Source organism: Simonsiella muelleri ATCC 29453, assembly GCF_002951835.1.
GTDB lineage: Bacteria > Pseudomonadota > Gammaproteobacteria > Burkholderiales > Neisseriaceae > Simonsiella > Simonsiella muelleri.
Genome location: NZ_CP019448.1, coordinates 338,561 through 361,445 on the forward strand (window position 1 = coordinate 338,561; position 22,885 = coordinate 361,445).

Below are 22,885 nucleotides of genomic sequence, written 5' to 3' on the forward strand. Positions count from 1 at the left end.
ATGTGGTATTTTTGGAAAAATCATGTATTTTTTCTTGCTCCACAGGCTTTTGTCTAATAAAATCACGCGCTTTAAAATTTTCATGCTGCCTGAAAGCCGTTAAACAGCCCTAGAGATTTTTCAAGCATAGTGGATTAAAATACAAATGATACAAAGCTACCATGCATACTGTGTACGAGTTGTACGTCAAGGCTTGGGTAATGCAGTAACATTTAAATTTGGATTCGCTATATAAATCAAAAAGATTATCTGTCCAAAGCAATCAAAACAGCTCTGTTTTCATTTCATTGGAGTACCCAATATGACTGACACAAAACCTTATTTGCAAATCAAAGGATTAGCAAAAAAATATGGTGATAATCTCGCGGTTAAGCCACTCAATTTAGAAATCAATCAACACGAAATTTTTGCGTTGCTGGGCAGTTCAGGCAGTGGTAAGTCGACTTTGCTGCGCATGCTCGCTGGCATGGAAATTCCTTCAGAAGGTCAAATTATTCTTGATGGTCAAGATATTACAAAACTTGCACCGTATGACCGTCCCATCAATATGATGTTTCAAAGTTACGCGCTGTTTCCACACATGACGGTGGCGGACAACATCGCATTTGGTCTGAAACAAGACAAATTACCCAAAGATGAAATTGCGGCACGCGTTGATGAAATGTTGCGTTTGGTGCAAATGCCACAATTTGCCAAACGCAAACCGCATCAATTATCGGGTGGTCAGCAACAACGTGTGGCATTGGCGCGTAGTTTGGCAAAACGCCCTAAATTATTGTTGTTAGATGAACCACTTGGCGCATTGGACAAAAAATTACGCCAACAAACACAATTTGAATTGGTGAACACTTTGGAAAAAGTGGGCGTTACTTGCATCATGGTTACGCACGATCAAGAAGAAGCCATGACCATGGCAAGTCGCGTGGCGATTATGTCGCATGGTGAATTACAACAAGTGGGTACGCCAGCCGATGTGTATGATTATCCAGAAAGTACGTTTGTTGCAGAGTTTATTGGTGAAACCAATATTTTTGAAGGTAAATTGGTGCATAAAGACGATGCACATGCGCTGATTGATTGCCCTGAATTGCCTAGTAAAGTTTATACCGATCAAAAACTTGAAGCCGAAAATGGTCAAACCATTTGGGTTTCCATTCGCCCAGAAGATATTGATTTGCACAAAGAAAAACCAGCACATCGCGATACGCACAATTGGGCAAAAGGCAAAGTGAAAGAAATTGCATATTTGGGTAGTTTTGCGATTTATCATGTGCAAATGGAAAACGGTCGCATTATTAAAAGCCAAGTGCCTGCGCCATATTGGTATGTACGTGGCATTGAACCGCCCACTTGGGGCGATGAAGTGTATTTGGATTGGCCCGAAAATCAGCCTACACCTTTAACGCGCTAAGAAAGGCAGCCTGAAAATGTCTAAATTATCCACTAGAAAAACGTGGGGCGGAAAATTGGTGATTGGCGTACCCTTTGTGTGGTTGCTGTTGCTGTTTTTGGTGCCATTTTTCATTATTTTGAAAATTAGTTTTGCGGAACAAGCTTTGTCTATTCCGCCATTTACGCCTTTATTTAATGAGGAAACAGGAGCTTTACAAGTTTCATTGCAAAATTATAAAGATATTTTTGCGAATTTGGGTTCATCATTAGGTGCATTGCTTAATCCATTTGATGGTGGCAATCAAGGTGATAATATTTATTTGCTCACTTATTGGCTTTCCATTAAAACGGCTTTGACGACTACATTAATTTGTTTGTTAATCGGTTATCCGATGGCATACGCGATTTCTCGGGCGCATCCGTCTATTCGCAATGGTTTGTTGTTAGCGATTATGTTACCGTTTTGGACATCGTTTTTATTGCGTGTGTATGCGTGGATGGGCTTATTGGGGCAAAATGGCATCATCAACAATTATTTGATGAAATGGGGTGTGATTTCTGAACCTTTGAATTTGTTTTACAACACATTTTCATTAAATTTGGTTATGGTGTATGCGTATTTACCGTTTATGATTTTGCCACTTTACACGCAATTGGTAAAACTGGATCATCGTTTATTGGAAGCGGCGGCTGATTTGGGCGCACACCCGATTAAAGCATTTTTCCAAATCACTTTGCCGTTGTCCAAATCGGGGATTATTGCAGGCAGCATGTTGGTGTTTATTCCTGCAGTGGGTGAATATGTGATTCCCGAGTTGGTGGGGGGGCCTGATAACTTAATGATTGGTAAAGTATTATGGCAAGCTTTCTTTGACCAAAATAACTGGCCTTTGGCAGCGGCGGTAGCAGTATTGATGGTGATTTTGTTGGTCGTGCCAATGGCAATGTTTCAGCATTTTGAAGAACGCGAATTGGAAGGAGACAAATAATGCAAGGCAATAAAATGTCATGGTTTTTGAAATTAGCATTATTACTGGGATTGGCGTTTCTGTATATTCCATTGATTATTTTAGTTATTTATTCATTTAATGATTCAAAATTGGTTACTGTGTGGGGTGGTTTTTCAACCCGATGGTATCCTGAATTATTCCAAGACGAAGAAATTTTAAGTGCGGTTTGGTTGTCCTTAAAAATTGCGGCTGCGTCATCATTGGCGGCGGTGGCATTGGGAACCATGGCGGGGTATGCGTTGGCGCGAATTAAGCGTTTTCGTGGGGCAATGTTATTTGGTGGTATGGTGTCTGCGCCGATGGTGATGCCTGATGTGATTACGGGTTTGTCTATGTTGCTGTTGATTATTCAAGTACAAGGTTTAATTCAGCAAATTGGTGGTAATGCAGACTGGCTAGACCGTGGATTTTTCACGATTTTTTTGGGACATGCCACGTTGTGCATGGCGTATATTACTGTGGTGATTCGGGCGCGATTGATGGAGCTGGATCAATCGCTTGAAGAAGCAGCGATGGATTTAGGTGCACGTCCTGCGAAAATCTTTTTTGTGATTACATTGCCGCTGATTGCGCCAGCGATTGCGTCTGGATTTTTGCTGGGCATTACGTTGTCATTAGATGATTTGGTGATTACATCATTTATGTCTGGACCAGGTTCTTCTACGTTGCCGCAAGTGGTATTTTCTCGCATTCGTTTGGGTTTAAATCCAGAGATGAATGTATTGGCGACCATTATGATTGGTATTGTGGGGACTTTAGTGTTGGCAATTAATTATTTGATGATGCGCCAAACCACCAAACGCGAACGCGAAGCACAAAGTGCTTATCAAACTGAAGTATAATTTTTTCAGGCTGCCTTTTTTACGTTCCCAAAATGTGATAAAGGCAGCCTGAAACCTTTTTTTATCATATGGTTGTGCCATGATTCCCCAAGATTTTATAGATGATTTAATCGCCCGAACTGATATTGTTGATTTAATTGACCAATATGTGCCGTTGAAAAAAAGTGGTGCGAATTATATGGCGTGTTGCCCATTTCACAAAGAAAAATCGCCCAGTTTTTCGGTTAGCCCAAGTAAACAGTTTTATCATTGTTTTAGTTGTGGCGAACACGGTTCGGCTATTGCTTTTGTAATGAAATATCAGGGGCTTGGATTTGTGGAGGCGGTGCAGCTTTTGGCAGACCGTGTGGGCATGGTTGTCCCAAATGTGCGCGGCAACAACGAAGATTCCGCTGCTCATCGCGCTGCTAAAAAACAGCAACAACAAACACTGGAAAATACGGTTCAGGCTGCCTGTGAATTTTATCATCAACAGTTACCATTAAATTCACAAGCTATTGATTATACAAATAAGCGTGGTTTAACATCCGACATTATTACGCATTATGGTATTGGTTATGCACCCGATGGTTGGCAACCGTTGGCGCAGATTTTTCAGCCGTACCCATCTGTGTCATTGGTAGAGAGTGGCATGGTGCTGGACAACGAAGGTAAACATTATGACCGTTTTCGTCATCGTTTAATGTTTCCGATTCGCAATGTGAGTGGACAAGTGATTGGTTTTGGTGGGCGAGTGTTGGACGACAGCAAACCCAAATATTTGAATTCGCCTGATACCCCATTATTTGATAAAGGAAAAAATTTATACGGCTTATACGAAGCACGTCAAGCCATTAAAGATGCTGGGCGAATTTTGGTGGTAGAAGGCTACATGGATGTTGTGGCGTTGGCGCAATTTGGCGTGGGTTACGCGGTGGCTGCGTTGGGGACGGCAACAACTGCGGAACACATCAAAATATTGTTTCGTCAAACAGATAGCGTGTATTTTTGTTTTGATGGCGATGGAGCAGGGCGTAAAGCGGCTTGGCGTGCGCTGGAAAACGCATTGCCACAATTAAAAGATGATAAGTCTTTGAATTTTTTATTTTTACCTGAAAATCATGACCCTGATAGTTTTGTCCGTGCATTTGGGCGAAAACGCTTTGAAGAAGCCTTGTTACATGAAAGTAAACCACTTTCGGTCTATTTTTGGGACGCATTGACAGAAAATGTAGACATTTCGCATCAGGAAGGTAAGGCGGAATTGGTTAAATCTGCCGCACCATTGTTGAATCAAATGACGCAAGCGCCTGCGTTGGCGTATTTGTTGAAACAGGAATTGAGTACCAAAACGGGCATTGACCCCAGTAATTTAGCGTATTTGATGGGGCAAGCCGCGCCACGCCGACATGTGGAAGCCAAATCATACCAATTGCCGCCTGAAAGTTTCAGGCAGCCTGAAACGTTGACGTTGGTGCAAAAACAAATTCGGGCGTTGTTATTGAACCCGCAATGGGCGCAATATGTTGTATTTCCTGATTATTTACCGTTGTCGGGTGATTTAAATGCTTTGTTGGCATTGGCAAAATTTTATCAAAATCATCAACATAATCTTTATATGGGTACGGCACAAGCATTGGAGTTTTTCCGTAATACGCCATATGCGAATGTGTTGGCATTTGTGTTTCGCCACATAACGGATTGGGACGACAACAGCGATGCGGCGCAACAAGATTTTATTGATGGTATCATCAAATTGTCACAACAATTGAAAAATGAACAAATTGAACAATTAAAACAAAAGGGTAATCTAAATGCGCAAGAAATGAAATTGTTGATGCAATTGATTACAATGCGATGAAAAGGAGAGGCAGACCTTATTGTAGTCGTTTAAAATTAAACGGCTATATTAAAGATTGGTCTTGCAAAGGTTTTAATATAATCAAATGCGAATTAAGTCAAGGCAATAGCGTCCGCCGTATACGCTTGGGTGGGTAAGGATATTGGTAATGCTGTATTAATTTGAAGTACTATATAATACAAAAAATACTGATTGAAAATATTATGAGATATTTTCAGACAGTATTTTTCAATCATCATCAAAAGGAGGGCTGGCGAATAAACAGTTTGAAACCTTTGCAAAACCTCTGAATTCACAAATTTCAAAAAAATAACCAATTGAAATATTAGGAATTTATTTTTTATAACCATTAAAAAAATGAGGTTTTGCAAAGGTTTCAGGCTGCCTGAAATTAAAATTATTACGGAAGTGTGGGGATAGAACAAGATACGTCTAGAATTTTACAATCTGAAAACCCCGAAGCTTTACATTTATTAATAGCATTTTGAATGGCTGTATCTTCAGGCTGACCTGTCGCTACGTTACCATAAGGACCAGAACCATTTTTTGCTTGACCCGTAGAGATAGCAATACAACTATTCCTTACTTCTGCTGCGATAACGCACTTTAAACCACCAGCATTTTTACAATACTGCATCGCAGCTTCAGCAGCTTCTTTCTCTGACAATCTATTGTGGGACATACCTGACCCACCTCCTTCAGACCAAGCAACTGCACCATATCGGCTAGGAAGTTTAATAACACGAGTTGGCTGTTTATAATTATTTCCACTATAACTACCTATTGGCGCATTATGATAGCCTGAATTATCATAATAGCCACATTGCCCGCTACCTTGCCCAGGATTGCAGGCAAGTGTGAATGTAGATAGGGTTAATAAGTAGCCTGCAAAACAAAATTTAGTCATTTTATCCAAGTGTTTCATCATTATTCCTTTGCTTTGGTGTTGTGTTACGAATAGCTAATTCATTTGGGACTACTTTAGTCATATTAGGTTGAGAGTTACCATTATTGTATAAAGCACCTCTGGTTCCTGCTGTATAAGCATCAGATTGATGCGTTCTTGGCTGAGATGTATTACGCCATTCTCAACACCCAATTAACCCAGCAAATTGAGTAATTGGGTGTTGAATTTGTTGATTCAGTAAACAGCAAAAATTATGCGATAAAATTTTCCGAATAAAACGGTTAGATTGGTGAAACAGATTTTTTGTACGAACTATTTCCATGTTAAATCTCTCTGTTAATTGACCAATAACTGTTTCAATCATACGGCGACTATTTTTTAGCCATTTGAGAAATTGAGGACTTCTGTCATCTTTCATATTGCTACGATAAGGTGTTTGTAAATTAATATGGCTTTGTTTCATTTCATCTTTTAATTCAGAACTTAAATACCCTTTGTCCGCACCAACAAACCCTGTTTTGCCTTCTAAAAGTTCAGGTAATACCTGCCGTTCATCAACATTGGCAGCTGTAAAAGTAAAGGCTTTAATCATACCTGAGCGAGTAATCAAAAGATGACCTTTAAAACCATAATAGGTCTCTTTTTTGGAAGCGCAATAACCGAACGTCGCATATGCACGAAAATTTTGATGGCGTTTAGCTCGGGCAAATTTACAGACTGCAATAGGAAAGGCATCTGCATAATACTCTGTTTGCTCACACCAATTTGCAGTGATTTTTTGATGCATTTGTTGTTTAACCCAATACAAATTGGCACATTGTTTGGCAAAATTAGGGTAAGAGCCTAAATTGGGAAACCAATTTTGCCAATGTTGTTTGAAATATTGCCAAATTTTTTTATCGGTATCCATACCGAGAAATTCGCCAACAATTTCCATACAAATCAGTTCACAATCTGAAAGTTTGGGTGCAAAGCCACCTTGTCTTAATGGTTTTTGAACGAGCTGATTGTATAAAGCATCTACCATTAGATACGTTTTAATGATAAATTCGTCTTGGGGCATAACTGTCTCTCTTTCGGATTATCTTGACGGGTATCTTTAAGAGTGGGGTTATGCCCCTTTTTATTCAATTGCCATATCTTAATTTAGATAGAGTTGAGAATGGCGTGAGCTATTAAGGAAATATACAAAATAACCATAAAATAAAAAGAACATATTTTTATATATTCTATTTTATTTGTGCAATTTTTAGTTATCCCTCGTGCAAAGCTTACCATTTTATAAATTGAAAGTAATGTTGAAATTGTAAACAAAGATGCTATTAATATAGAAACATAATTTACAAAAAGTATGGTTGATAAATCAAATCTAACCCTACTGTATATAATATATGCGTTCAATAAAATGAAAGAGATTGATGATATATTGATTAAAAATTTTGTGTTATTTAATAAAGCATTCATTGATTACCTCATAAGTTGAATGACATCTAAATAAACATAATTGTCAAATTAATCTCTTAACATTTCCTTGTTCACCAAATACTAAACAACAATAGTATTTTAGCTAGGGATATCATGTATTTATCAACCAAAATCATTAAAATTTTTACACTGCTTGCATTAACATTTAGCTTGATACCATTTGCGATAAGAAAGCCTTGCGGAAGAGTAGAAAAATCATAGCTATTTAATCTTAACTGGCAAGATTCAGGTTAAATGTCCAAATTCAAAAAAAGAACAAATAAAATAATATAAAACCAAACCAAACATAGCCAGAAGGTTTTATCTCTTCATGATTGTTAGGAGCTTTCAACCAATTAAAATGCATAGAAACAAATGCAAATAACATAAAAAATCCAATTATTATCCATTTTAATGTTTCTGGTTTCATAGTCACAAAGTCCATAACTTAACCTTTTTAACAATTTATTTGAATTTCCAATACAACTAAAATCTATTCTATATTTTAATTACATCTAACTCTCCTAGCCGCCAAACTAATTTCTTAGAACCTGTGTTCGTAAAATTAATAGATTGATTTTGTTTATAATTTTTACCAATACAAGTTCTTAAATTACCAATCAGGAGGAAATCTTGGCAAAATTGCTCTACTATTATGCTGAAGCTTAAATACATACTTAAATACTTAATTTAAGAATAGATATCATAATACTTCTCTTTAGTCTATTAAAATTTGTTATTTTTGTCAAGGTAGTTTTATAAAATGACGATTAAAAATATAACGTTGGCATTTGGGGGGCAAATTGCATATGCGTATCGATGAAGAAGGCTTTTTTGTGGAACAAATTCACATGTTCTCTGTTAATGTGGCTGATGCCAATCATTTATAAAAGGTGGTATCACATGTGTCAGGCGAATCGAGCAAAGGCTTTGACACGTAAGGACATCGGTCGTAATAAACGGCTGTCTAAAATTTCACTATTTGTAAAATGACAAAGTCCATGCGAAAGGGTGTGGGTTTGTTTTTAATTTTTGCATTCGTTTTGTTATGACAAAAAATGTGCTGCATTGTGACAAAATGAGCGCGATTCTATATTTGGACGAGTAATTTTTTGGAATTTATTCATTAAATAAAGAAAGGACTTAACTTATTAAAAGTTAAGTCCTTGAATTTGTTGGTCGGAGTGAAAGGATTCGAACCTTCGACCCCTTGCACCCCATGCAAGTGCGCTACCAGGCTGCGCCACACTCCGATTCATGAACGAGTCATTATAAAGATTTCACTTTTAGATAGCAAGTGTTTTCTCAATATTGCTCAGCATTTTTTTCAATTCATCGCGCATCTCTTGGTTGCTGATGATGGGATTACCCCATTCATCTAACATATTTTGTGTGGCATCGGAAATACCATGATGCAATTGACGAATTTTAATCACATCAAGGCGTGTAAAATGATTACCGCCTTTGCCAATTAAGCGACCTTCTTGTTTTTGCCACTGCACGAGTTGCTCGGGTTTTACTTGTGCCAACTCACAAACTTCTTGCAAATTGAAATACCGCTTAGTGGGGATGGTTGGCAAATCAACGTTGTTTGTCATAATAATGCTCCACCATGCCTTTTAATTTTTGGCTGGCGTGGAACGTTACCACACGACGTGCTGTAATAGGGACTTCTTCGCCTGTTTTGGGGTTACGTCCAGGACGTTGCGGTTTATCACGTAATTGGAAGTTGCCAAAACCTGAAATTTTGATTTCTTCGCCGCTTTCCAAAGTGGTGCGGATTTCTTCAAAAAACAGTTCTACAATTTCTTTGGCATCGTTTTTGCTTACGCTGCTCACTTTTTCAACCAAAATGTCGGCGAGTTCTGCTTTGGTCAGGGTCATGTTGAGTTTACCTCTATGTTTATCAAATTCAAGGAGCGAATTATGCTGAATTGTTTATTATAAATCAAGTGAATACTAAAAAATATCTGCAAATTTTGAAAAAAATCTTTATTTTTCAATAATAAAAATAAAAACTTAAGCTGCCTGAATCAGGATAAATATCATAAAATTTCAGCTAACAATTTGTATTCGGGTACTTTTATTGCATCATGCCACGCTTTTCAAGCTGCCTGAAAAAATCATGTGTTCAACAAAATAATCATGTTGCCAGCTAACGTATGCGATAAGAGTGGGTATGGCGGCGATACGCCATGTTTCCTAAATTTAAGAACCTGTGTTCATAATCTTAATAGCTTGCTTTTATCGCCGCTTCATGCGCCCACTACGTTGGCTTAAAAAGATGCCTTGTATTCGCAAAAATGGTCAATAAAATTAAGTTATCAATCTTATGAACACAGGTTCTAAATTTTCTCAACCTTTATATATCTTGAAAATTTTATTGATGTGTTTGATACCACGCAATAAATTCATCAACAGGTGCGTAGCCTATCAAACCTTCGCTGCGTTTACCGTTTGCTTTCAACACAAATAATCCAGGCGGACCAAACAAACCATATTCCTTTAATAAGGCTTGATGTTCGGGTGTGTTAGCGGTTACGTCAATTTGAAACAATCGCGCCATCGGTACGGCAGCCTGAACGCGTTCATGTCCAAATGTTTTCGCTTCCATTTCCTTGCACGATACGCACCAATCTGCGTAAAAATCCAACAAAACAGGCGTATTCGCATCTGCTTGCAAAGCAGCGTTTATAGCAGATTTGAGTTGTGCCACATCGGTAAATTTTTGCGCGTGGAAATCGGCGTTTGATGGCTTGTGCAACGTCAAAAATTCATGCAACGCCGTTTCTTTACCACGCACACTTTGTACGCCAAACCACAGCCCACTCATGACCAAAAATGCCGATAAAATTGCTGTAAATGTTTTCAGGCTGCCTGAAAAACTTTTTAATTTCCACATCATGAATAATGCTGGCGCAACCAATAACACCGTGTATAAACCCACGGTCAGCGCGTAAGGTAAAAAAGGTGTTGCCAGATACACCGCCACCGCCAACAAAATTACCCCAAACGCGTATTTAATGCCGTTCATCCAATTGCCTGCGCGTGGTAAAATGTGTCCGCCAAACGTGCCAATCAGCATCAATGGAACCCCTGTACCCAATGCCATCGCGTACAACACCGCACCACCCAAAACCGCATCACCTGTTTTGCCAATGTAGCCCAACGCCGCCGCCAATGGTGGTGCAACACATGGCCCCACAATCAGTGCCGATAACATACCCATCACAAATACTGAAATCAATTTTCCACCAGATAACTGATTGCTTTTATTTTGAAAATAGGATTGTATCGCATTGGGCAATTGAATATTAAACAAGCCAAACATGGACAATGCCAACGCCACCATCAAGCCCGCCGCAGTGAGCACCACCCAAGCTTGTTGTAGCCAAACTGTCAGTAATGCGCCTGTAACACCTGCTAATACACCCACCAACGTGTAAGTCAAAGCCAAACCTTGCACATACACAAATGACAATACAAACGCTCGTTTTTTGCTACCTGATTTATCGCCCACAATAATAGATGACACAATTGGCAAAAGTGGATACATACACGCCGTGAAACTTAAACCTAAACCAGCCACAAAAAACCAAAATAAATTGGTCAGTAAAGTATCACGCGATAAAGTTAATTTTCCAGCATCAGCAGGCGCGGACGAATTTGGCGCAACCGTTGTTGGTTGGCTCGTAGGATTCGGCGCGCCCGATGGCTTTTTTAGGAAAGTGTTCGCGGGGTTGTTGTTGGCAACTTGGGTGTTGTAAACGCCTTCGCCTTGAATATCAAAACTGGTTTCAACAGGTGGATAACACACGCCAGCTTCAGCACATCCTTGATAATGCAAAGTAATTTTATAAGGTTGGTTAATGGGTTTGGCGTATTTCCAGTTGAATTGAGCGGTTTTATGGTAAACGGTTTGTTTGCCAAAAAATTCATCTTCTTTTTCTTCTCCAGCACTCATGGTGGGGGCGGACAACAATGCGGCAGGGTCGGTAACGGCTTCAATTTTGCTTTGATACATATAATAGCCATCAGCAACTTGAAACGTAGTTTTCACGCCTTGTGCATTGACTTCCACTGTTGGTATAAATGCTTGTTCTGGTGGGAGTAAATCATCGGGATTCACTGCCGCAATGGCTTGAGTCGTGCCAAACAACATCACGGCACAGAGCCACGAATACCATTTTTTCTTCATAATGTATTAACTTTCAATTTGATTTTAGTATACGACAAAAAAATTTTCAGGCTGCCTGAAAATCATAGTCGTTTAAAATAAAAATAGGGCAAAGTGCTGTGTACATCTGACCCATAATCGAGGGGACAACGCATTGGTATTTTTAATTTTAAACGGCTTATTTTAGATGACAAAAAATTATCGTATACTAAGGTGATTAAAAAAGTTTTCAGGCTGCCTGCTTGAATATATTTGGTATTATGGCACAATATGACGCGAATAAATTAGCCAAAATATCGCAGTTCATCATTCAATCAGGACATTTGGAGGATGGTTGTGTTTTCAGGCAGCCTAAAAGGCTATTATTCCATTTAAGTTAAGGATAATGACATGAATAAATTACAAAATAAAATCAATGAAACACAAAAGAAATATGATGAATTGTGTGAATTGTTGCCCGAATTAGAAGCCGATTTGGTGCGATTTCAACGTGCCGTGATGCTGATTCGCGAATTGGAAAATTTCGCTGCCGATGATTTTTTGCATATTTACGAAGTCATGGAAGATGGAGAAGAGTTTGATTTAAAAACAAATGGTAATTTAAGCGTGATGAATGAAGATGCGGTGTGGAACGCATTTTGTGATTTTCAACGCATTGCGTGGGCGCGGATTCGCGAAGCCACCGCTGCGCTTGACCCAAATGAGCAAGAATCATGAATTTTGTAGAAAATTCATCATTTAGTCATCCAGTATATGCTGCTTATTTGCCAACGCCATTGGGTGAAATGTTGGCAATGAGCAGTGATGCTGGTGTGTGCCTGTTGGCGTTTTTGGACGAAAAAGGTTTCGAAAAAGAATGTGTTGCTGTGCAAAATGCCAAACGCGCCCATTTGGTTTGGCAAGACAATGCACATTTGTCTATTTTACGCGAAGAATTGCGCGAATATTTTTCAGGCAGCCTGAAAGATTTTTCTGTACCTGTGGATTTTGTCGGTACGCCGTTTCAGCAATCGGTTTGGCGTATTTTGCAAACTATTCCATATGGTAAAACAATTAGTTATCTTGAACAGGCGCATATTTTGGCGAATCCAAAAGCGGTGCGAGCGGTTGCCAGTGCGAATGGAAAAAATAAAATTTCCATTATCGTACCGTGTCATCGCGTGATTGGCAGCAATGGAAAATTGACAGGTTACGCAGGCGGTTTGGCGCGAAAACAGGCATTGTTAAATTTAGAGTGTGGCGATTGAATGCTTGATGATTGAAGAAAATATGTGTAGAATTGCCAATTCATTTCCTGCCTATGGGTTGGTAGCTCAGGGGTTAGAGCAGGGGACTCATAATCCCTTGGTCGTGGGTTCGAACCCCACCCGACCCACCAAATTTAAAACCACTTAAACAATTGTTTAAGTGGTTTTCTTTTGGTTAATTTAGGTTTGTGAAAAATTTTGTATCAATTTGATGGCATTTGCCCGAATGTAATTCGGTCTAACCCTGCTAAATCTGGTTGTGTTTCAATCATTTGGTAGCCGTGTTGCGTGAATAATTGGCGAATCGCCACTGCTTGATTGTAGCCATGTTCCAATAATAGCCAACCATTTGGTTTTAAATAAATTTTTCCATTTTTAATCAAAATTCTGATATGTGCCAAACCATCGGAAAAATCGGTTAATGCGGTTTGTGGCTCAAAACGCAAATCACCTTGATTTAAATGTAAATCATTGTTTTTAATATAAGGTGGATTGGATACCAAGACATCAACGCTATTTTCAGGCAGCCTGAAAACACGCGCTGCATCAAACCATGAGCCTTGTGCAAATGCCACGTCCGCGCCCAAATGTTGCGCGTTTTGTTGTGCCACTTGCAACGCATCTGCACTCAAATCACTTGCAAAAACAAGACTATCTTTGCGTTCCAGTTTGGTAGAAATGCCCAAAATACCGCTCCCCGTACCCAAATCCCACAACACACCATTTTCAGGCAGCCTCAAAAGTGCGGCTTCCAATAAATGTTCGGTTTCGGGACGTGGAATCAACACGGCTGGCGACACCGTAAATTCGCGTCCATAAAATTCACGTGTTCCCAAAAGGTATGCCATTGGCTCACCTTGTTCACGGCGTTTGGCGAGTGTGTTTAGCTGGTTAATTTGTTGTTCAGTTAAGATTTCTTGGTCATGCGTGATGAGTTGGGCGCGAGTGTAGCCCGTAATGTGTTGCAACAGCATTCGAGATTCGTTGCGTGGCAAAATTTGTGTGGCAAGCCATTGTGATAAAGTTTTTTTCATAAGAATCAAAATATCAGGCAGATACAAAGTTTTATTCTAAATTTCAATATAATAATCAACGTGATATCATTAATCAAGTGGTGGCTGAAATTTTGTGTGATTTGATTGTGGTTATATGATGCGCTTGCCATGCTACGATTCAAATTTTCATCAGAATAATTGTTGCAAAAAATTATTTTCTGTTTAAAAATTAATTTATTGAATGGTAGTCATGGCGTAATCCTTGATTCAGTATTAATATTTCACGCCCTTGTGCAACGCCACCACGCCAGCCGTCAAATTGTGATAATCCACTTGGTCAAAACCTACGTCCAACATCATTTGTTTGAGTGTGTCTTGGTCGGGGTGCATACGAATGGATTCGGCAAGATATTGATAACTATCGGCATCTTTCGCAATCAATTTGCCCATTATAGGCAAAAATTTAAATGAATAAAAATCGTATACTGGTGCAATTGGTTCATATACTTTAGAAAATTCTAACACCAACAGCGTGCCACCTGGTTTGAGTACGCGATACATTTCACTCAATGCCACATCTTTATGGGTCATGTTTCGCAGACCAAATGACACGGAAACCAAATCAAAGTAATTATCTGGAAAGGGTAATTTTTCTGCATCACACACAGCAACGGGCAAAATCATGCCTTCGTTCATCAAGCGGTCTCGTCCGACTGTCAGCATAGATGAGTTGATGTCGGTTAGCCACACTTCTCCTGTTTTGCCTACACGTTTCGCCCAACCGCGTGACAAATCGCCTGTGCCGCCTGCGATGTCCAGCACTTTACCGCCTTTAGGGACGCGCGCCGTGTGAACGGTAAAATGCTTCCACACACGATGCAAACCACCCGACATCACGTCATTCATGATGTCATAATTTTTTGCAACAGAATGAAATACTTGGGCAACTTTGTTGGCTTTTTCACTTTCATTTACGGTTTGAAAGCCGAAGTGAGTTTGTTTATCTTGTTCGTTCATGATTTGATTTCCATGTGATTTCAGGCTGCCTAAAAAAGGCTGCCTGAAAAAATATTGAGTGAATTATTTGGCTGGACTGGCTGATGATGCGCTGGCAGTGGCTTGATTTGACGTAAATTTTGCTATGCAAATGTTGATGGTGTCATTGCTAACTTGTTGTAATTTTGGGTCATTGACGCTCTTGTCAAAATCTTTGATGGCATTTTCCCATTCGTTTTGGCTACCATAAGCTTTAATGCCTTCATCGTATACACAATCGCAAGTTTGTTGTGCAAATTGCTGTTTTTCGGGGCTGGCAGGTTTGTCGCCTAACGCTGATTGTACGCAAGCTTTGGTAAAATTTTGGCGAATTGATGATGTGGATTTGGGTTCTTCTTGTTTTTTGTCAAAACAAGCAGTTAATGATAACAACACGCTGATTAAAATTAATTTTTTCATGAGATTAACGTCCCTTTTTGTTAATTAAAATTTCATAAGCCAAATACAATAAAGGCAGCAACATAATGCCAATATACAATTTATTTTGTAATAAATAGGCTATTGGCGTAAAAATTGCCACAAAAATCATGCCACACATTGCGCCGCCTAAATGCGCCGAATGTCCCGTATTATCGCCTTGACGTGGTTTGAGCATCATCGCTACCGAATAGGCAAAATATAAAGTCGCGAAAATCCAAGATGTTACAGGAATAAAATACAAGTAAATTGTTTGTAAAGGCGCAAGCGCAACCGTGGCAAACAACACCCCAGATACCCCACCTGATGCCCCAATTGCGGTGTAACTTGGGCGTTTTTGGTAGAGCCAAAATGAAAACGCATTGCCAGCCAACACCGATGCCAAATACAAGCCCAAAAATAGCCACACGCCATACACCGCCGCAATCACACGCGAGAAAAAATACAGCGTAAACATATTAAAAAACAAATGCATCATGTCCGCGTGCAAAAATGCAGACGTGATAAAACGATAATATTGTTTGTCGCGCGTGATTGCACCTACATTGAACGCGTAACGCTGAAACAGCGCATTGTTGTTGAATGCCATCAAACTGGTTATACAAGTAATAATGATGATAAATATTGGAATTAATTCAATTAAATTCATTTGATTAGATGCTTTCTAGAAATTTTCAGGCAGCCTGTAGCCATTATTTATGATGACAACCGCCACTGCCACAACCCGATGATTTTTTCGGTGTACTGTCAAATTCACGTGTTTCACCTGCGATGGCAAGGCGTTTTAAATAATCTTGCCACAAAGCGTCTTGATTTTCACTCAAATATTGTAAATAAGCCCAACCATACAGACCGCTATCGTGTCCGTCTGAAAATACAATTTTGAGTGCATAATTGCCAACTGCTTCCAAATCGGTGATGGTTACGGTGCGTTTGCCTGTTTGTAGCGTTTCTTGCCCGATGCCGTGTCCGCGTACTTCTGCGCTGGGTGAATACACACGTAAAAATTCAGCTGGTAGATGATATTCTTGATTGACATAACGAATTTTGAGTAAATCGTGTTCGGAATTGAGTCGGATTTCTTCGGGTAAATTCATTTTCAGGCTGCCTTGTATGAGAAAGGGGGATTTTAGCAGATTTTTAGGTTGAAATTTGGCGCGTGTTTTCACAAAATTCAGGAAAAATATGCATTCAGGCAGCCTGAAAAACCTATGCCGTCTCTTTCAATTCAATCGCTGCCGCCAATAACGATAATCGCGCCATCACGCCATAAACATATAAACGATTGGACGAACAATCAGGATTATCCGCATTCGGGCGCGCCATGCCCATTTCGTCCCACTGTGCAAAAATGCGTTTGGATTCGGTTTCTGTTTCCACATCTTGTGCGCTGCCAGCATTCGGAATGCTTTGATTTAATGGTACAAATACCATGCCTCCAGCGTTTAAGTTTTCATCGTTTTTGCGTCCTTCGTGGACACGGAAAAAGCCGCCAATCACAAACCTATCCATCATATAAACCACAGGTTCGGACACTGCGCCATTTAAGGTTTCGTAAGTGTAAATTCCTTCCTGAACAATGACTTCTGACACTTCCAAACCTTCTTTGACTTTTGCCATTTTGTTGCGATTTTTGCGATTTAAACCGCGCATTTCATCGGCTGATTTCACGCTCATTACGCCCATACCGTAAGTGCCAGCATCGGCTTTGACAATCACAAAAGGCTTGTCGGTAATGCCTTTTTCGTCATATTTGGCTTGAATTTTTGTCAACATACGTTCTACTGCGTCTGCCAACGCGTCTTCGCCTTCACGTTCTTGGAAATTTAAGCCGCTAATTTGTTCAAAATACGGATTAATTTGCCATTCATCAATTTGAATTAAATCAGCAAATTGTTTGGCAATCTGATTGTAAGCTTCAAAATGATGCGTTTTGCGGCGCGTTGTCCAACCGCCGTGTAGTGGCGGCAACACGGTTTGCGACACGCCTCGCAAAATATCGGGTACGCCAGCAGATAAATCATTGTTTATTAAAATAAAACATGGAGAAAATCCATCTGCTAAATGAATACGTTCACGCGTTCGCAATAAAGGTTCAATCAACACTTTATCGCCCAAAGCCGTTTCAAATTCAGTTGCTTGCGTCAATTCGGGATTGAAGGAGCCGATGCGAACGTCAAAACCCGCGTTACGCAAAATATTCGCCAATGCATATACATTTTGCAAATAAAACGTGTTGCGCGTGTGATTTTCAGGAATCAACAGCACGGATTTGGCGGTTTCGCAAGCGCGTTCTACGGCATCTTGCGCGGCAATGGTGGCAAGCGGAATAAAGTTTGGATTCAAATTGTTAAATCCACCTGGAAAAAGATTCATGTCAATGCTTGCCATTTTGTAGCCCGCGTTGCGAATATCTACCGAGCCATAAAAAGGTGGTTGATGTTGTTTCCATTGTTGGCGAAACCATGTTTCAATTTTGCTGTGATTTTGCAGGATTTTACTTTCAAAGTCTCGTAAATAGTTGGCATATTCGGTGTGGATTTCGGGTAATTTCATGGTGTGATTCTCTTGCTAAAAAGCACATTATAATCAGAAAACAAAATTTTCAGGCTGCCTGAAAATACTAAACCTTAGTTAAATAAATTATTTGACATGAAAAAGTTGATTCAATGCGTGTTCAATTTGCGCTTTGGTGCTTTCTTTGTCGTGGCTGCTGTCAATGATGGCGTAACGCTTGGGATTGGCGGCGGCGCGGTTTAAATAAGCCGTGCGAACTTGGTTGAAAAATGTGCTGTTTTCACGTTCAAAACGGTCTTTTTCTCTTGAATTTTCAATGCGTTGAATGGCAATTTCCAGTGGCACGTCTAATAAAATGGTCAAGTCAGGACGCAGGCTGCCTTGTACCCAATTTTCCAGTTGTGCGATATCGGATTCTGGTAAACCGCGTCCCCCGCCTTGATAAGCAAAAGTGGCATCGGTAAAACGGTCGGAAACTATGCTAATATTTTGATTTAATGTAGGTAAAATAATATCGTCTAAGTGCTGTTGTCGCGCCGCAAACATCAATAAAGTTTCGGTGCGTAAGTTAATTTGGCTGGTGGGATTGAGCAAAATATCGCGTAATTTTTCGCCCAACGGCGTTCCTCCTGGTTCGCGTGTGAATTGGACGGGTAAATTTTGTTTTTCAAACCATTGTTTAATCACATTTAATTGTGTGGTTTTGCCTGCGCCGTCAATGCCGTCTAAGCTGATGAATTTTGCGTTCATGGTGTAATCCCTTTGTTGATATAATTCAATTTTATAGCAATTTTTTTCAGGCTGCCTAAACAAATTATAGGAGTTTAATATGGCACAATTTTTAACCATTCATCCCGATAATCCACAAGACCGATTAATCAAACAAGCCGTTGAAACAATTAATAAAGGTGGTGTGGTGATTTATCCGACAGATTCATGTTATGCGCTGGGTTGCCGTTTGGGCGATAAAGCCGCCATGGAGCGCATTTTAGCCATCAGGCAAATGAATTTGAAACACCATTTTACATTGATGTGCGCCGATTTGAGCGAGTTGGGTACTTACGCCAAAGTGGATAACAGCCAATTTCGTCAACTCAAAGCCGCTACCCCCGGTAGCTACACTTTTATTTTGCAAGCGACCAAAGAAGTCCCCAATCGCACTTTGCATCCAAAACGCAAAACCATTGGTTTGCGTGTGCCAGATAATCAAATTGCCCTAGCCTTACTGAAAGAATTGGGTGAACCGATGTTATCTTGCACCCTGATACTGCCTGAAGACAATGAACCACTAACCGACCCCTACGAAATTCGCGATCGTTTAGATTATGCTGTTGATTTAATTATAGATGGTGGATGGTGTGGCACTGAACCCACTACCGTGATTGACATGACCGATGGTGTGGAATTGGTGCGACAGGGGCGAGGCGATGTGAGCTTATTTGGTTTGTGAGATTTTCAGGCAGCCTGAAAGGTGATTTTGTTTGATTTTGGGGCGTGTTGTTCTTGTTAAAATAAGTTAGCGAAAGTTTACAAATTACGCCATTCTCAACTCTATCTAATTAAGATATGGCAATTGAATAAAAAGGGGCATAACCCCACTCTTAAAGATACCCGTCAAGATAATCCGAAAGAGAGACAGTTATGCCCCAAGACGAATTTATCATTAAAACGTATCTAATGGTAGATGCTTTATACAATCAGCTCGTTCAAAAACCATTAAGACAAGGTGGCTTTGCACCCAAACTTTCAGATTGTGAACTGATTTGTATGGAAATTGTTGGCGAATTTCTCGGTATGGATACCGATAAAAAAATTTGGCAATATTTCAAACAACATTGGCAAAATTGGTTTCCCAATTTAGGCTCTTACCCTAATTTTGCCAAACAATGTGCCAATTTGTATTGGGTTAAACAACAAATGCATCAAAAAATCACTGCAAATTGGTGTGAGCAAACAGAGTATTATGCAGATGCCTTTCCTATTGCAGTCTGTAAATTTGCCCGAGCTAAACGCCATCAAAATTTTCGTGCATATGCGACGTTCGGTTATTGCGCTTCCAAAAAAGAGACCTATTATGGTTTTAAAGGTCATCTTTTGATTACTCGCTCAGGTATGATTAAAGCCTTTACTTTTACAGCTGCCAATGTTGATGAACGGCAGGTATTACCTGAACTTTTAGAAGGCAAAACAGGGTTTGTTGGTGCGGACAAAGGGTATTTAAGTTCTGAATTAAAAGATGAAATGAAACAAAGCCATATTAATTTACAAACACCTTATCGTAGCAATATGAAAGATGACAGAAGTCCTCAATTTCTCAAATGGCTAAAAAATAGTCGCCGTATGATTGAAACAGTTATTGGTCAATTAACAGAGAGATTTAACATGGAAATAGTTCGTACAAAAAATCTGTTTCACCAATCTAACCGTTTTATTCGGAAAATTTTATCGCATAATTTTTGCTGTTTACTGAATCAACAAATTCAACACCCAATTACTCAATTTGCTGGGTTAATTGGGTGTTGAGAATGGCGTTACAAATTGGTATAATATACAAGGCGTGCTGGTCATTACACGGCACTACACATAAAATTTTGATTAACTTTTTAGGACGCAATCAAATGAATAAACTCAAACAGATGATTATTTGGGCGATTGTTGTACTGGTGGGGGTGGTGTCGTTTGCCACACTGGCGGTCAGTCGCGGCGAGCAAATTAGCGCGATTTGGATTGTTACGGCAGCTATTTCCACTTACGCAGTAGCGTATCGTTATTACAGTTTGTACATCGCTAACAATGTGATGCAGCTTGACCCCAATCGCTTGACTCCAGCCGAACGCCATAACGATGGCTTGGACTACGTTCCCACGCATAAGGGCGTGTTGTTCGGACACCATTTTGCAGCGATTGCGGGCGCAGGTCCATTGGTAGGGCCTGTGTTGGCGGCTCAAATGGGCTATTTACCTGGTACGCTGTGGATTATTTTTGGCGTGGTGTTTGCGGGTGCGGTGCAGGATATGATGGTTTTATTTGTATCCATGCGCCGAGACGGTAAGTCTTTGGGCGATATAGTGAAACAGGAATTGGGTACGGTTGCTGGTGTGATTGCGTCTATCGGTATTTTGATGATTATGGTCATCATTATGGCGGTGTTGGCTCTGATTGTGGTGAAGGCGTTGGTACACAGTCCTTGGGGGACATTTACCATTGCGGCTACAATTCCAATTGCTTTATTTATGGGAATTTACACGCGCTACATTCGGGTAGGCAAAATTGGCGAAATTTCTGTTGTGGGTTTTATTTTACTGATGTTGGCGATTATTTTCGGTGATGACGTGGCACACAGTTCATTTGGTCATTTATTTGATTTAGATGGCATTCAATTGACTTGGGCAATTATGATTTACGGCTTTATTGCTGCTGTATTGCCTGTGTGGTTATTGCTGACACCGCGCGATTATTTATCTACCTTTTTGAAAATTGGGACGATTGTGGCGTTGGCAATTGGTATTGTGATCGTGGGTCCGACTTTGCATATGCCCGCAGTAACCAAATTTATTGATGGTACGGGACCTGTGTTTTCAGGCAGCCTGTTTCCGTTTTTGTTTATTACCATTGCTTGTGGTGCGGTATCGGGATTCCATGCGTTGATTTCATCGGGAACAACACCCAAAATGGTGGAAAACGAAACCCATGTTCGCATGATTGGTTACGGTGGCATGATTATGGAGAGTTTCGTGGCAATTATGGCATTGGCGGCAGCCAGTTCGCTTGACCCTGGTGTGTATTTTGCGATGAACAGCCCAGCCGCTTTAATTGGCACAGACGCTGCCAATGCTGCGCAAGTCATCACCGATAAAATCGGCTTTCCTGTTACCGAAGCCGCTTTGCTGGATATGGCAAAAAATGTTGGTGAAAACACAATTTTATCGCGTGCTGGTGGTGCGCCTACTTTGGCGGTTGGCATGGCAAATATCATGAGCCAATTGATTGCTGGCGAAGGCATGATGGCATTTTGGTATCACTTTGCGTTGTTGTTTGAAGCCTTGTTTATTTTGACTGCAGTAGATGCAGGTACACGCGTGGCGCGTTTTATGATTCAAGACTTGGGCAGCGTGTTTTACAAACCGTTTGGTAATACGGACAGCTTGCCAGCCAATTTGATTGCGACTTTTATGGCGGTGGCGTTGTGGGGTTATTTCTTGTACACAGGCGTAACCGACCCATTGGGTGGCATTAATTCACTTTGGCCTTTATTTGGTATTGCAAACCAGATGTTGGCGGGTGTGGCGTTGATTATGTGTACTGTGGTTTTGGTCAAAATGAAACGCGACAAATATGTGTGGGTAACGTTGATACCTGCGTGTGGTGTGTTATTTGTAACGTGTTACGCGGGTTTGCAAAAAGTGTTGCATTCTGATGCGAAAATCAGTTTTATGGCGCACGCCAACAAATATCAGGCAGCCTTAAACAATGGCGAAATCCTTAAACCTGCTAAAACAGCCGAAGAAATGTCGCGTATTATTTTGAATGATTATATTAATTCTGGTTTGACTGTATTGTTTTTGGCAGTGGTGGTTATTGTGGCATTTTATGGTATTCGTGTGGCAATGAAAGCGCGGAAAATCGCGTGGAGTACCGCAAAAGAAGTGCCAGCCGTATACCGCGATGGCACACAAGCACCTTCTGGAGTTAATCATGAAGCCTAATATTCACGTAAAAACGCGTTTGGCGAGTTGGTGGAAAACCGCTAAATTAACTGCCCATTTAATGGCTGGCGTGCCTGATTATGCGAATTATGTTGCCCAACAGCGTAAGCATAATCCCAATGCGCCTGTTATGACCGAGCAGCAATTCCAAGACTATTGCCGCAAACGCCGTTGTGGTGCCAATGGCGGACGTTGTTGTTAGGTTGTCGTAAACAATTAGCTGTTTGCTAGAAGAAAAAATACTCGTCAAGTTGGATACTTGGCGAGTATTTTTCATTAACGTAAAAGTTGGTAATTTTGACGTAATTCTTTTCA

At 40.2% G+C, this 22,885-nt stretch carries 22 protein-coding genes and 2 tRNA genes; 11 read left to right on the plus strand and 13 right to left on the minus strand.

Annotation, left to right across the window (positions count from 1 at the left end):
* Positions 1–301: 301 nt before the first annotated feature.
* The 4 genes from BWP33_RS01630 (at position 302) to dnaG (ending at position 5,084) form a co-directional block, all read left to right on the plus strand.
* Positions 302–1,411: an ABC transporter ATP-binding protein gene (locus BWP33_RS01630; RefSeq protein ID WP_002641107.1), complete on the plus strand. Its 1,110-nt coding sequence runs from the start codon at positions 302–304 to the stop codon at positions 1,409–1,411.
* A gap of 16 nt (positions 1,412–1,427) precedes the next feature.
* The gene (locus tag BWP33_RS01635) at positions 1,428–2,381 is read left to right on the plus strand and encodes an ABC transporter permease subunit (RefSeq protein ID WP_002641106.1); all 954 of its coding nucleotides are present in this window, start codon (positions 1,428–1,430) and stop codon (positions 2,379–2,381) included.
* Positions 2,381–3,244: an ABC transporter permease subunit gene (locus tag BWP33_RS01640; RefSeq protein ID WP_002641105.1), complete on the plus strand. Its 864-nt coding sequence runs from the start codon at positions 2,381–2,383 to the stop codon at positions 3,242–3,244. The genes BWP33_RS01635 and BWP33_RS01640 overlap by 1 nt, the downstream gene beginning before the upstream one ends.
* A 79-nt stretch (positions 3,245–3,323) precedes the next feature.
* Entirely contained in the window at positions 3,324–5,084 is a 1,761-nt protein-coding gene (gene dnaG, locus BWP33_RS01645; RefSeq protein ID WP_002641104.1) for a DNA primase, read from the plus strand.
* A gap of 400 nt (positions 5,085–5,484) precedes the next feature.
* Here the strand turns inward: dnaG and BWP33_RS01655 are convergent, their stop codons facing one another.
* From BWP33_RS01655 to dsbD, 6 genes are all read right to left on the minus strand, one after another.
* The gene (locus BWP33_RS01655) at positions 5,485–6,012 is read right to left on the minus strand and encodes a DUF4189 domain-containing protein (RefSeq protein WP_081578975.1); all 528 of its coding nucleotides are present in this window, start codon (positions 6,010–6,012) and stop codon (positions 5,485–5,487) included.
* A gap of 160 nt (positions 6,013–6,172) precedes the next feature.
* A complete protein-coding gene (locus tag BWP33_RS01660) occupies positions 6,173–7,054 on the minus strand; it encodes an IS982 family transposase (RefSeq protein WP_104930280.1) in 882 nt (293 codons plus the stop codon).
* A 1,577-nt stretch (positions 7,055–8,631) separates the two neighbouring features.
* Positions 8,632–8,708: transfer RNA gene (locus tag BWP33_RS01675), tRNA-Pro, on the minus strand.
* Between the two features lie 33 nt (positions 8,709–8,741).
* Entirely contained in the window at positions 8,742–9,053 is a 312-nt protein-coding gene (locus BWP33_RS01680) for a hypothetical protein (protein WP_002641099.1), read from the minus strand.
* Positions 9,037–9,339: an integration host factor subunit alpha gene (locus BWP33_RS01685; RefSeq protein ID WP_002641098.1), complete on the minus strand. Its 303-nt coding sequence runs from the start codon at positions 9,337–9,339 to the stop codon at positions 9,037–9,039. The genes BWP33_RS01680 and BWP33_RS01685 overlap by 17 nt, the downstream gene beginning before the upstream one ends.
* Before the next feature lie 496 nt (positions 9,340–9,835).
* Positions 9,836–11,653, minus strand: a complete 1,818-nt coding sequence (dsbD, locus tag BWP33_RS01690) for a protein-disulfide reductase DsbD (protein WP_002641097.1) — start codon at positions 11,651–11,653, stop codon at positions 9,836–9,838.
* Between the two features lie 369 nt (positions 11,654–12,022).
* On the opposite strand from dsbD, the gene BWP33_RS01695 reads away from it, so the two are divergent.
* The 3 genes from BWP33_RS01695 (at position 12,023) to BWP33_RS01705 (ending at position 13,010) form a co-directional block, all read left to right on the plus strand.
* A complete protein-coding gene (locus BWP33_RS01695) occupies positions 12,023–12,349 on the plus strand; it encodes a DUF4298 domain-containing protein (protein WP_002641096.1) in 327 nt (108 codons plus the stop codon).
* Positions 12,346–12,879, plus strand: coding sequence for a methylated-DNA--[protein]-cysteine S-methyltransferase (locus tag BWP33_RS01700; RefSeq protein WP_002641095.1), 534 nt, complete (start codon positions 12,346–12,348; stop codon positions 12,877–12,879). The genes BWP33_RS01695 and BWP33_RS01700 overlap by 4 nt, the downstream gene beginning before the upstream one ends.
* A 55-nt stretch (positions 12,880–12,934) precedes the next feature.
* Positions 12,935–13,010, plus strand: a tRNA-Ile gene (locus BWP33_RS01705).
* Positions 13,011–13,082: 72 nt separating this feature from the next.
* On the opposite strand, the gene prmC is transcribed toward BWP33_RS01705, so the two are convergent.
* The 7 genes from prmC to tmk form a co-directional block, all read right to left on the minus strand.
* Positions 13,083–13,913, minus strand: a complete 831-nt coding sequence (gene prmC, locus BWP33_RS01710; protein WP_002641094.1) for a peptide chain release factor N(5)-glutamine methyltransferase — start codon at positions 13,911–13,913, stop codon at positions 13,083–13,085.
* 234 nt (positions 13,914–14,147) lie between these two features.
* Positions 14,148–14,891, minus strand: coding sequence for a bifunctional demethylmenaquinone methyltransferase/2-methoxy-6-polyprenyl-1,4-benzoquinol methylase UbiE (ubiE, locus tag BWP33_RS01715; RefSeq protein WP_002641093.1), 744 nt, complete (start codon positions 14,889–14,891; stop codon positions 14,148–14,150).
* Between the two features lie 63 nt (positions 14,892–14,954).
* On the minus strand, positions 14,955–15,329 hold the full coding sequence (locus BWP33_RS01720; RefSeq protein WP_002641092.1) for a hypothetical protein: 375 nt from the start codon (positions 15,327–15,329) through the stop codon (positions 14,955–14,957).
* A gap of 4 nt (positions 15,330–15,333) precedes the next feature.
* Positions 15,334–15,996 carry a rhomboid family intramembrane serine protease gene (locus tag BWP33_RS01725; protein ID WP_002641091.1) on the minus strand — a complete coding sequence of 221 codons (663 nt, stop codon included), beginning with the start codon at positions 15,994–15,996 and terminating at the stop codon, positions 15,334–15,336.
* A 43-nt stretch (positions 15,997–16,039) separates the two neighbouring features.
* Positions 16,040–16,444 carry a gamma-butyrobetaine hydroxylase family protein gene (locus BWP33_RS01730; protein WP_002641090.1) on the minus strand — a complete coding sequence of 135 codons (405 nt, stop codon included), beginning with the start codon at positions 16,442–16,444 and terminating at the stop codon, positions 16,040–16,042.
* A 112-nt stretch (positions 16,445–16,556) separates the two neighbouring features.
* Positions 16,557–17,903, minus strand: coding sequence for a glutamate--cysteine ligase (gene gshA / locus BWP33_RS01735; RefSeq protein ID WP_002641089.1), 1,347 nt, complete (start codon positions 17,901–17,903; stop codon positions 16,557–16,559).
* 87 nt (positions 17,904–17,990) lie between these two features.
* Complete coding sequence (tmk, locus tag BWP33_RS01740; protein ID WP_002641088.1) at positions 17,991–18,614, minus strand: dTMP kinase; 624 nt, start codon at positions 18,612–18,614, stop codon at positions 17,991–17,993.
* A 79-nt stretch (positions 18,615–18,693) separates the two neighbouring features.
* On the opposite strand from tmk, the gene BWP33_RS01745 reads away from it, so the two are divergent.
* From BWP33_RS01745 to BWP33_RS01760, 4 genes are all read left to right on the plus strand, one after another.
* Positions 18,694–19,314: an L-threonylcarbamoyladenylate synthase gene (locus BWP33_RS01745; RefSeq protein WP_002641087.1), complete on the plus strand. Its 621-nt coding sequence runs from the start codon at positions 18,694–18,696 to the stop codon at positions 19,312–19,314.
* A gap of 191 nt (positions 19,315–19,505) precedes the next feature.
* Positions 19,506–20,387, plus strand: a complete 882-nt coding sequence (locus BWP33_RS01750; RefSeq protein ID WP_104930280.1) for an IS982 family transposase — start codon at positions 19,506–19,508, stop codon at positions 20,385–20,387.
* Positions 20,388–20,482: 95 nt separating this feature from the next.
* Entirely contained in the window at positions 20,483–22,570 is a 2,088-nt protein-coding gene (locus BWP33_RS01755) for a carbon starvation CstA family protein (protein ID WP_002641086.1), read from the plus strand.
* Positions 22,560–22,772, plus strand: coding sequence for a YbdD/YjiX family protein (locus tag BWP33_RS01760; RefSeq protein ID WP_002641085.1), 213 nt, complete (start codon positions 22,560–22,562; stop codon positions 22,770–22,772). The genes BWP33_RS01755 and BWP33_RS01760 overlap by 11 nt, the downstream gene beginning before the upstream one ends.
* Positions 22,773–22,885 lie beyond the last annotated feature (113 nt).

What these genes read in the sequence shown, in the direction of transcription:
- BWP33_RS01760 (WP_002641085.1), top strand. Translation starts at nt 22,560, where the DNA reads ATGAAGCCTAATATTCACGTAAAAACGCGTTTGGCGAGTTGGTGGAAA.
- gshA (WP_002641089.1), bottom strand. Translation starts at nt 17,903, where the DNA reads ATGAAATTACCCGAAATCCACACCGAATATGCCAACTATTTACGAGAC.
- tmk (WP_002641088.1), bottom strand. Translation starts at nt 18,614, where the DNA reads ATGAACGCAAAATTCATCAGCTTAGACGGCATTGACGGCGCAGGCAAA.
- ubiE (WP_002641093.1), bottom strand. Translation starts at nt 14,891, where the DNA reads ATGAACGAACAAGATAAACAAACTCACTTCGGCTTTCAAACCGTAAAT.
- BWP33_RS01750 (WP_104930280.1), top strand. Translation starts at nt 19,506, where the DNA reads ATGCCCCAAGACGAATTTATCATTAAAACGTATCTAATGGTAGATGCT.
- BWP33_RS01660 (WP_104930280.1), bottom strand. Translation starts at nt 7,054, where the DNA reads ATGCCCCAAGACGAATTTATCATTAAAACGTATCTAATGGTAGATGCT.
- BWP33_RS01630 (WP_002641107.1), top strand. Translation starts at nt 302, where the DNA reads ATGACTGACACAAAACCTTATTTGCAAATCAAAGGATTAGCAAAAAAA.
- BWP33_RS01730 (WP_002641090.1), bottom strand. Translation starts at nt 16,444, where the DNA reads ATGAATTTACCCGAAGAAATCCGACTCAATTCCGAACACGATTTACTC.
- BWP33_RS01725 (WP_002641091.1), bottom strand. Translation starts at nt 15,996, where the DNA reads ATGAATTTAATTGAATTAATTCCAATATTTATCATCATTATTACTTGT.
- BWP33_RS01685 (WP_002641098.1), bottom strand. Translation starts at nt 9,339, where the DNA reads ATGACCCTGACCAAAGCAGAACTCGCCGACATTTTGGTTGAAAAAGTG.
- BWP33_RS01655 (WP_081578975.1), bottom strand. Translation starts at nt 6,012, where the DNA reads ATGATGAAACACTTGGATAAAATGACTAAATTTTGTTTTGCAGGCTAC.
- BWP33_RS01695 (WP_002641096.1), top strand. Translation starts at nt 12,023, where the DNA reads ATGAATAAATTACAAAATAAAATCAATGAAACACAAAAGAAATATGAT.
- BWP33_RS01745 (WP_002641087.1), top strand. Translation starts at nt 18,694, where the DNA reads ATGGCACAATTTTTAACCATTCATCCCGATAATCCACAAGACCGATTA.
- BWP33_RS01720 (WP_002641092.1), bottom strand. Translation starts at nt 15,329, where the DNA reads ATGAAAAAATTAATTTTAATCAGCGTGTTGTTATCATTAACTGCTTGT.
- dnaG (WP_002641104.1), top strand. Translation starts at nt 3,324, where the DNA reads ATGATTCCCCAAGATTTTATAGATGATTTAATCGCCCGAACTGATATT.
- BWP33_RS01680 (WP_002641099.1), bottom strand. Translation starts at nt 9,053, where the DNA reads ATGACAAACAACGTTGATTTGCCAACCATCCCCACTAAGCGGTATTTC.
- dsbD (WP_002641097.1), bottom strand. Translation starts at nt 11,653, where the DNA reads ATGAAGAAAAAATGGTATTCGTGGCTCTGTGCCGTGATGTTGTTTGGC.
- prmC (WP_002641094.1), bottom strand. Translation starts at nt 13,913, where the DNA reads ATGAAAAAAACTTTATCACAATGGCTTGCCACACAAATTTTGCCACGC.
- BWP33_RS01635 (WP_002641106.1), top strand. Translation starts at nt 1,428, where the DNA reads ATGTCTAAATTATCCACTAGAAAAACGTGGGGCGGAAAATTGGTGATT.
- BWP33_RS01640 (WP_002641105.1), top strand. Translation starts at nt 2,381, where the DNA reads ATGCAAGGCAATAAAATGTCATGGTTTTTGAAATTAGCATTATTACTG.
- BWP33_RS01755 (WP_002641086.1), top strand. Translation starts at nt 20,483, where the DNA reads ATGAATAAACTCAAACAGATGATTATTTGGGCGATTGTTGTACTGGTG.
- BWP33_RS01700 (WP_002641095.1), top strand. Translation starts at nt 12,346, where the DNA reads ATGAATTTTGTAGAAAATTCATCATTTAGTCATCCAGTATATGCTGCT.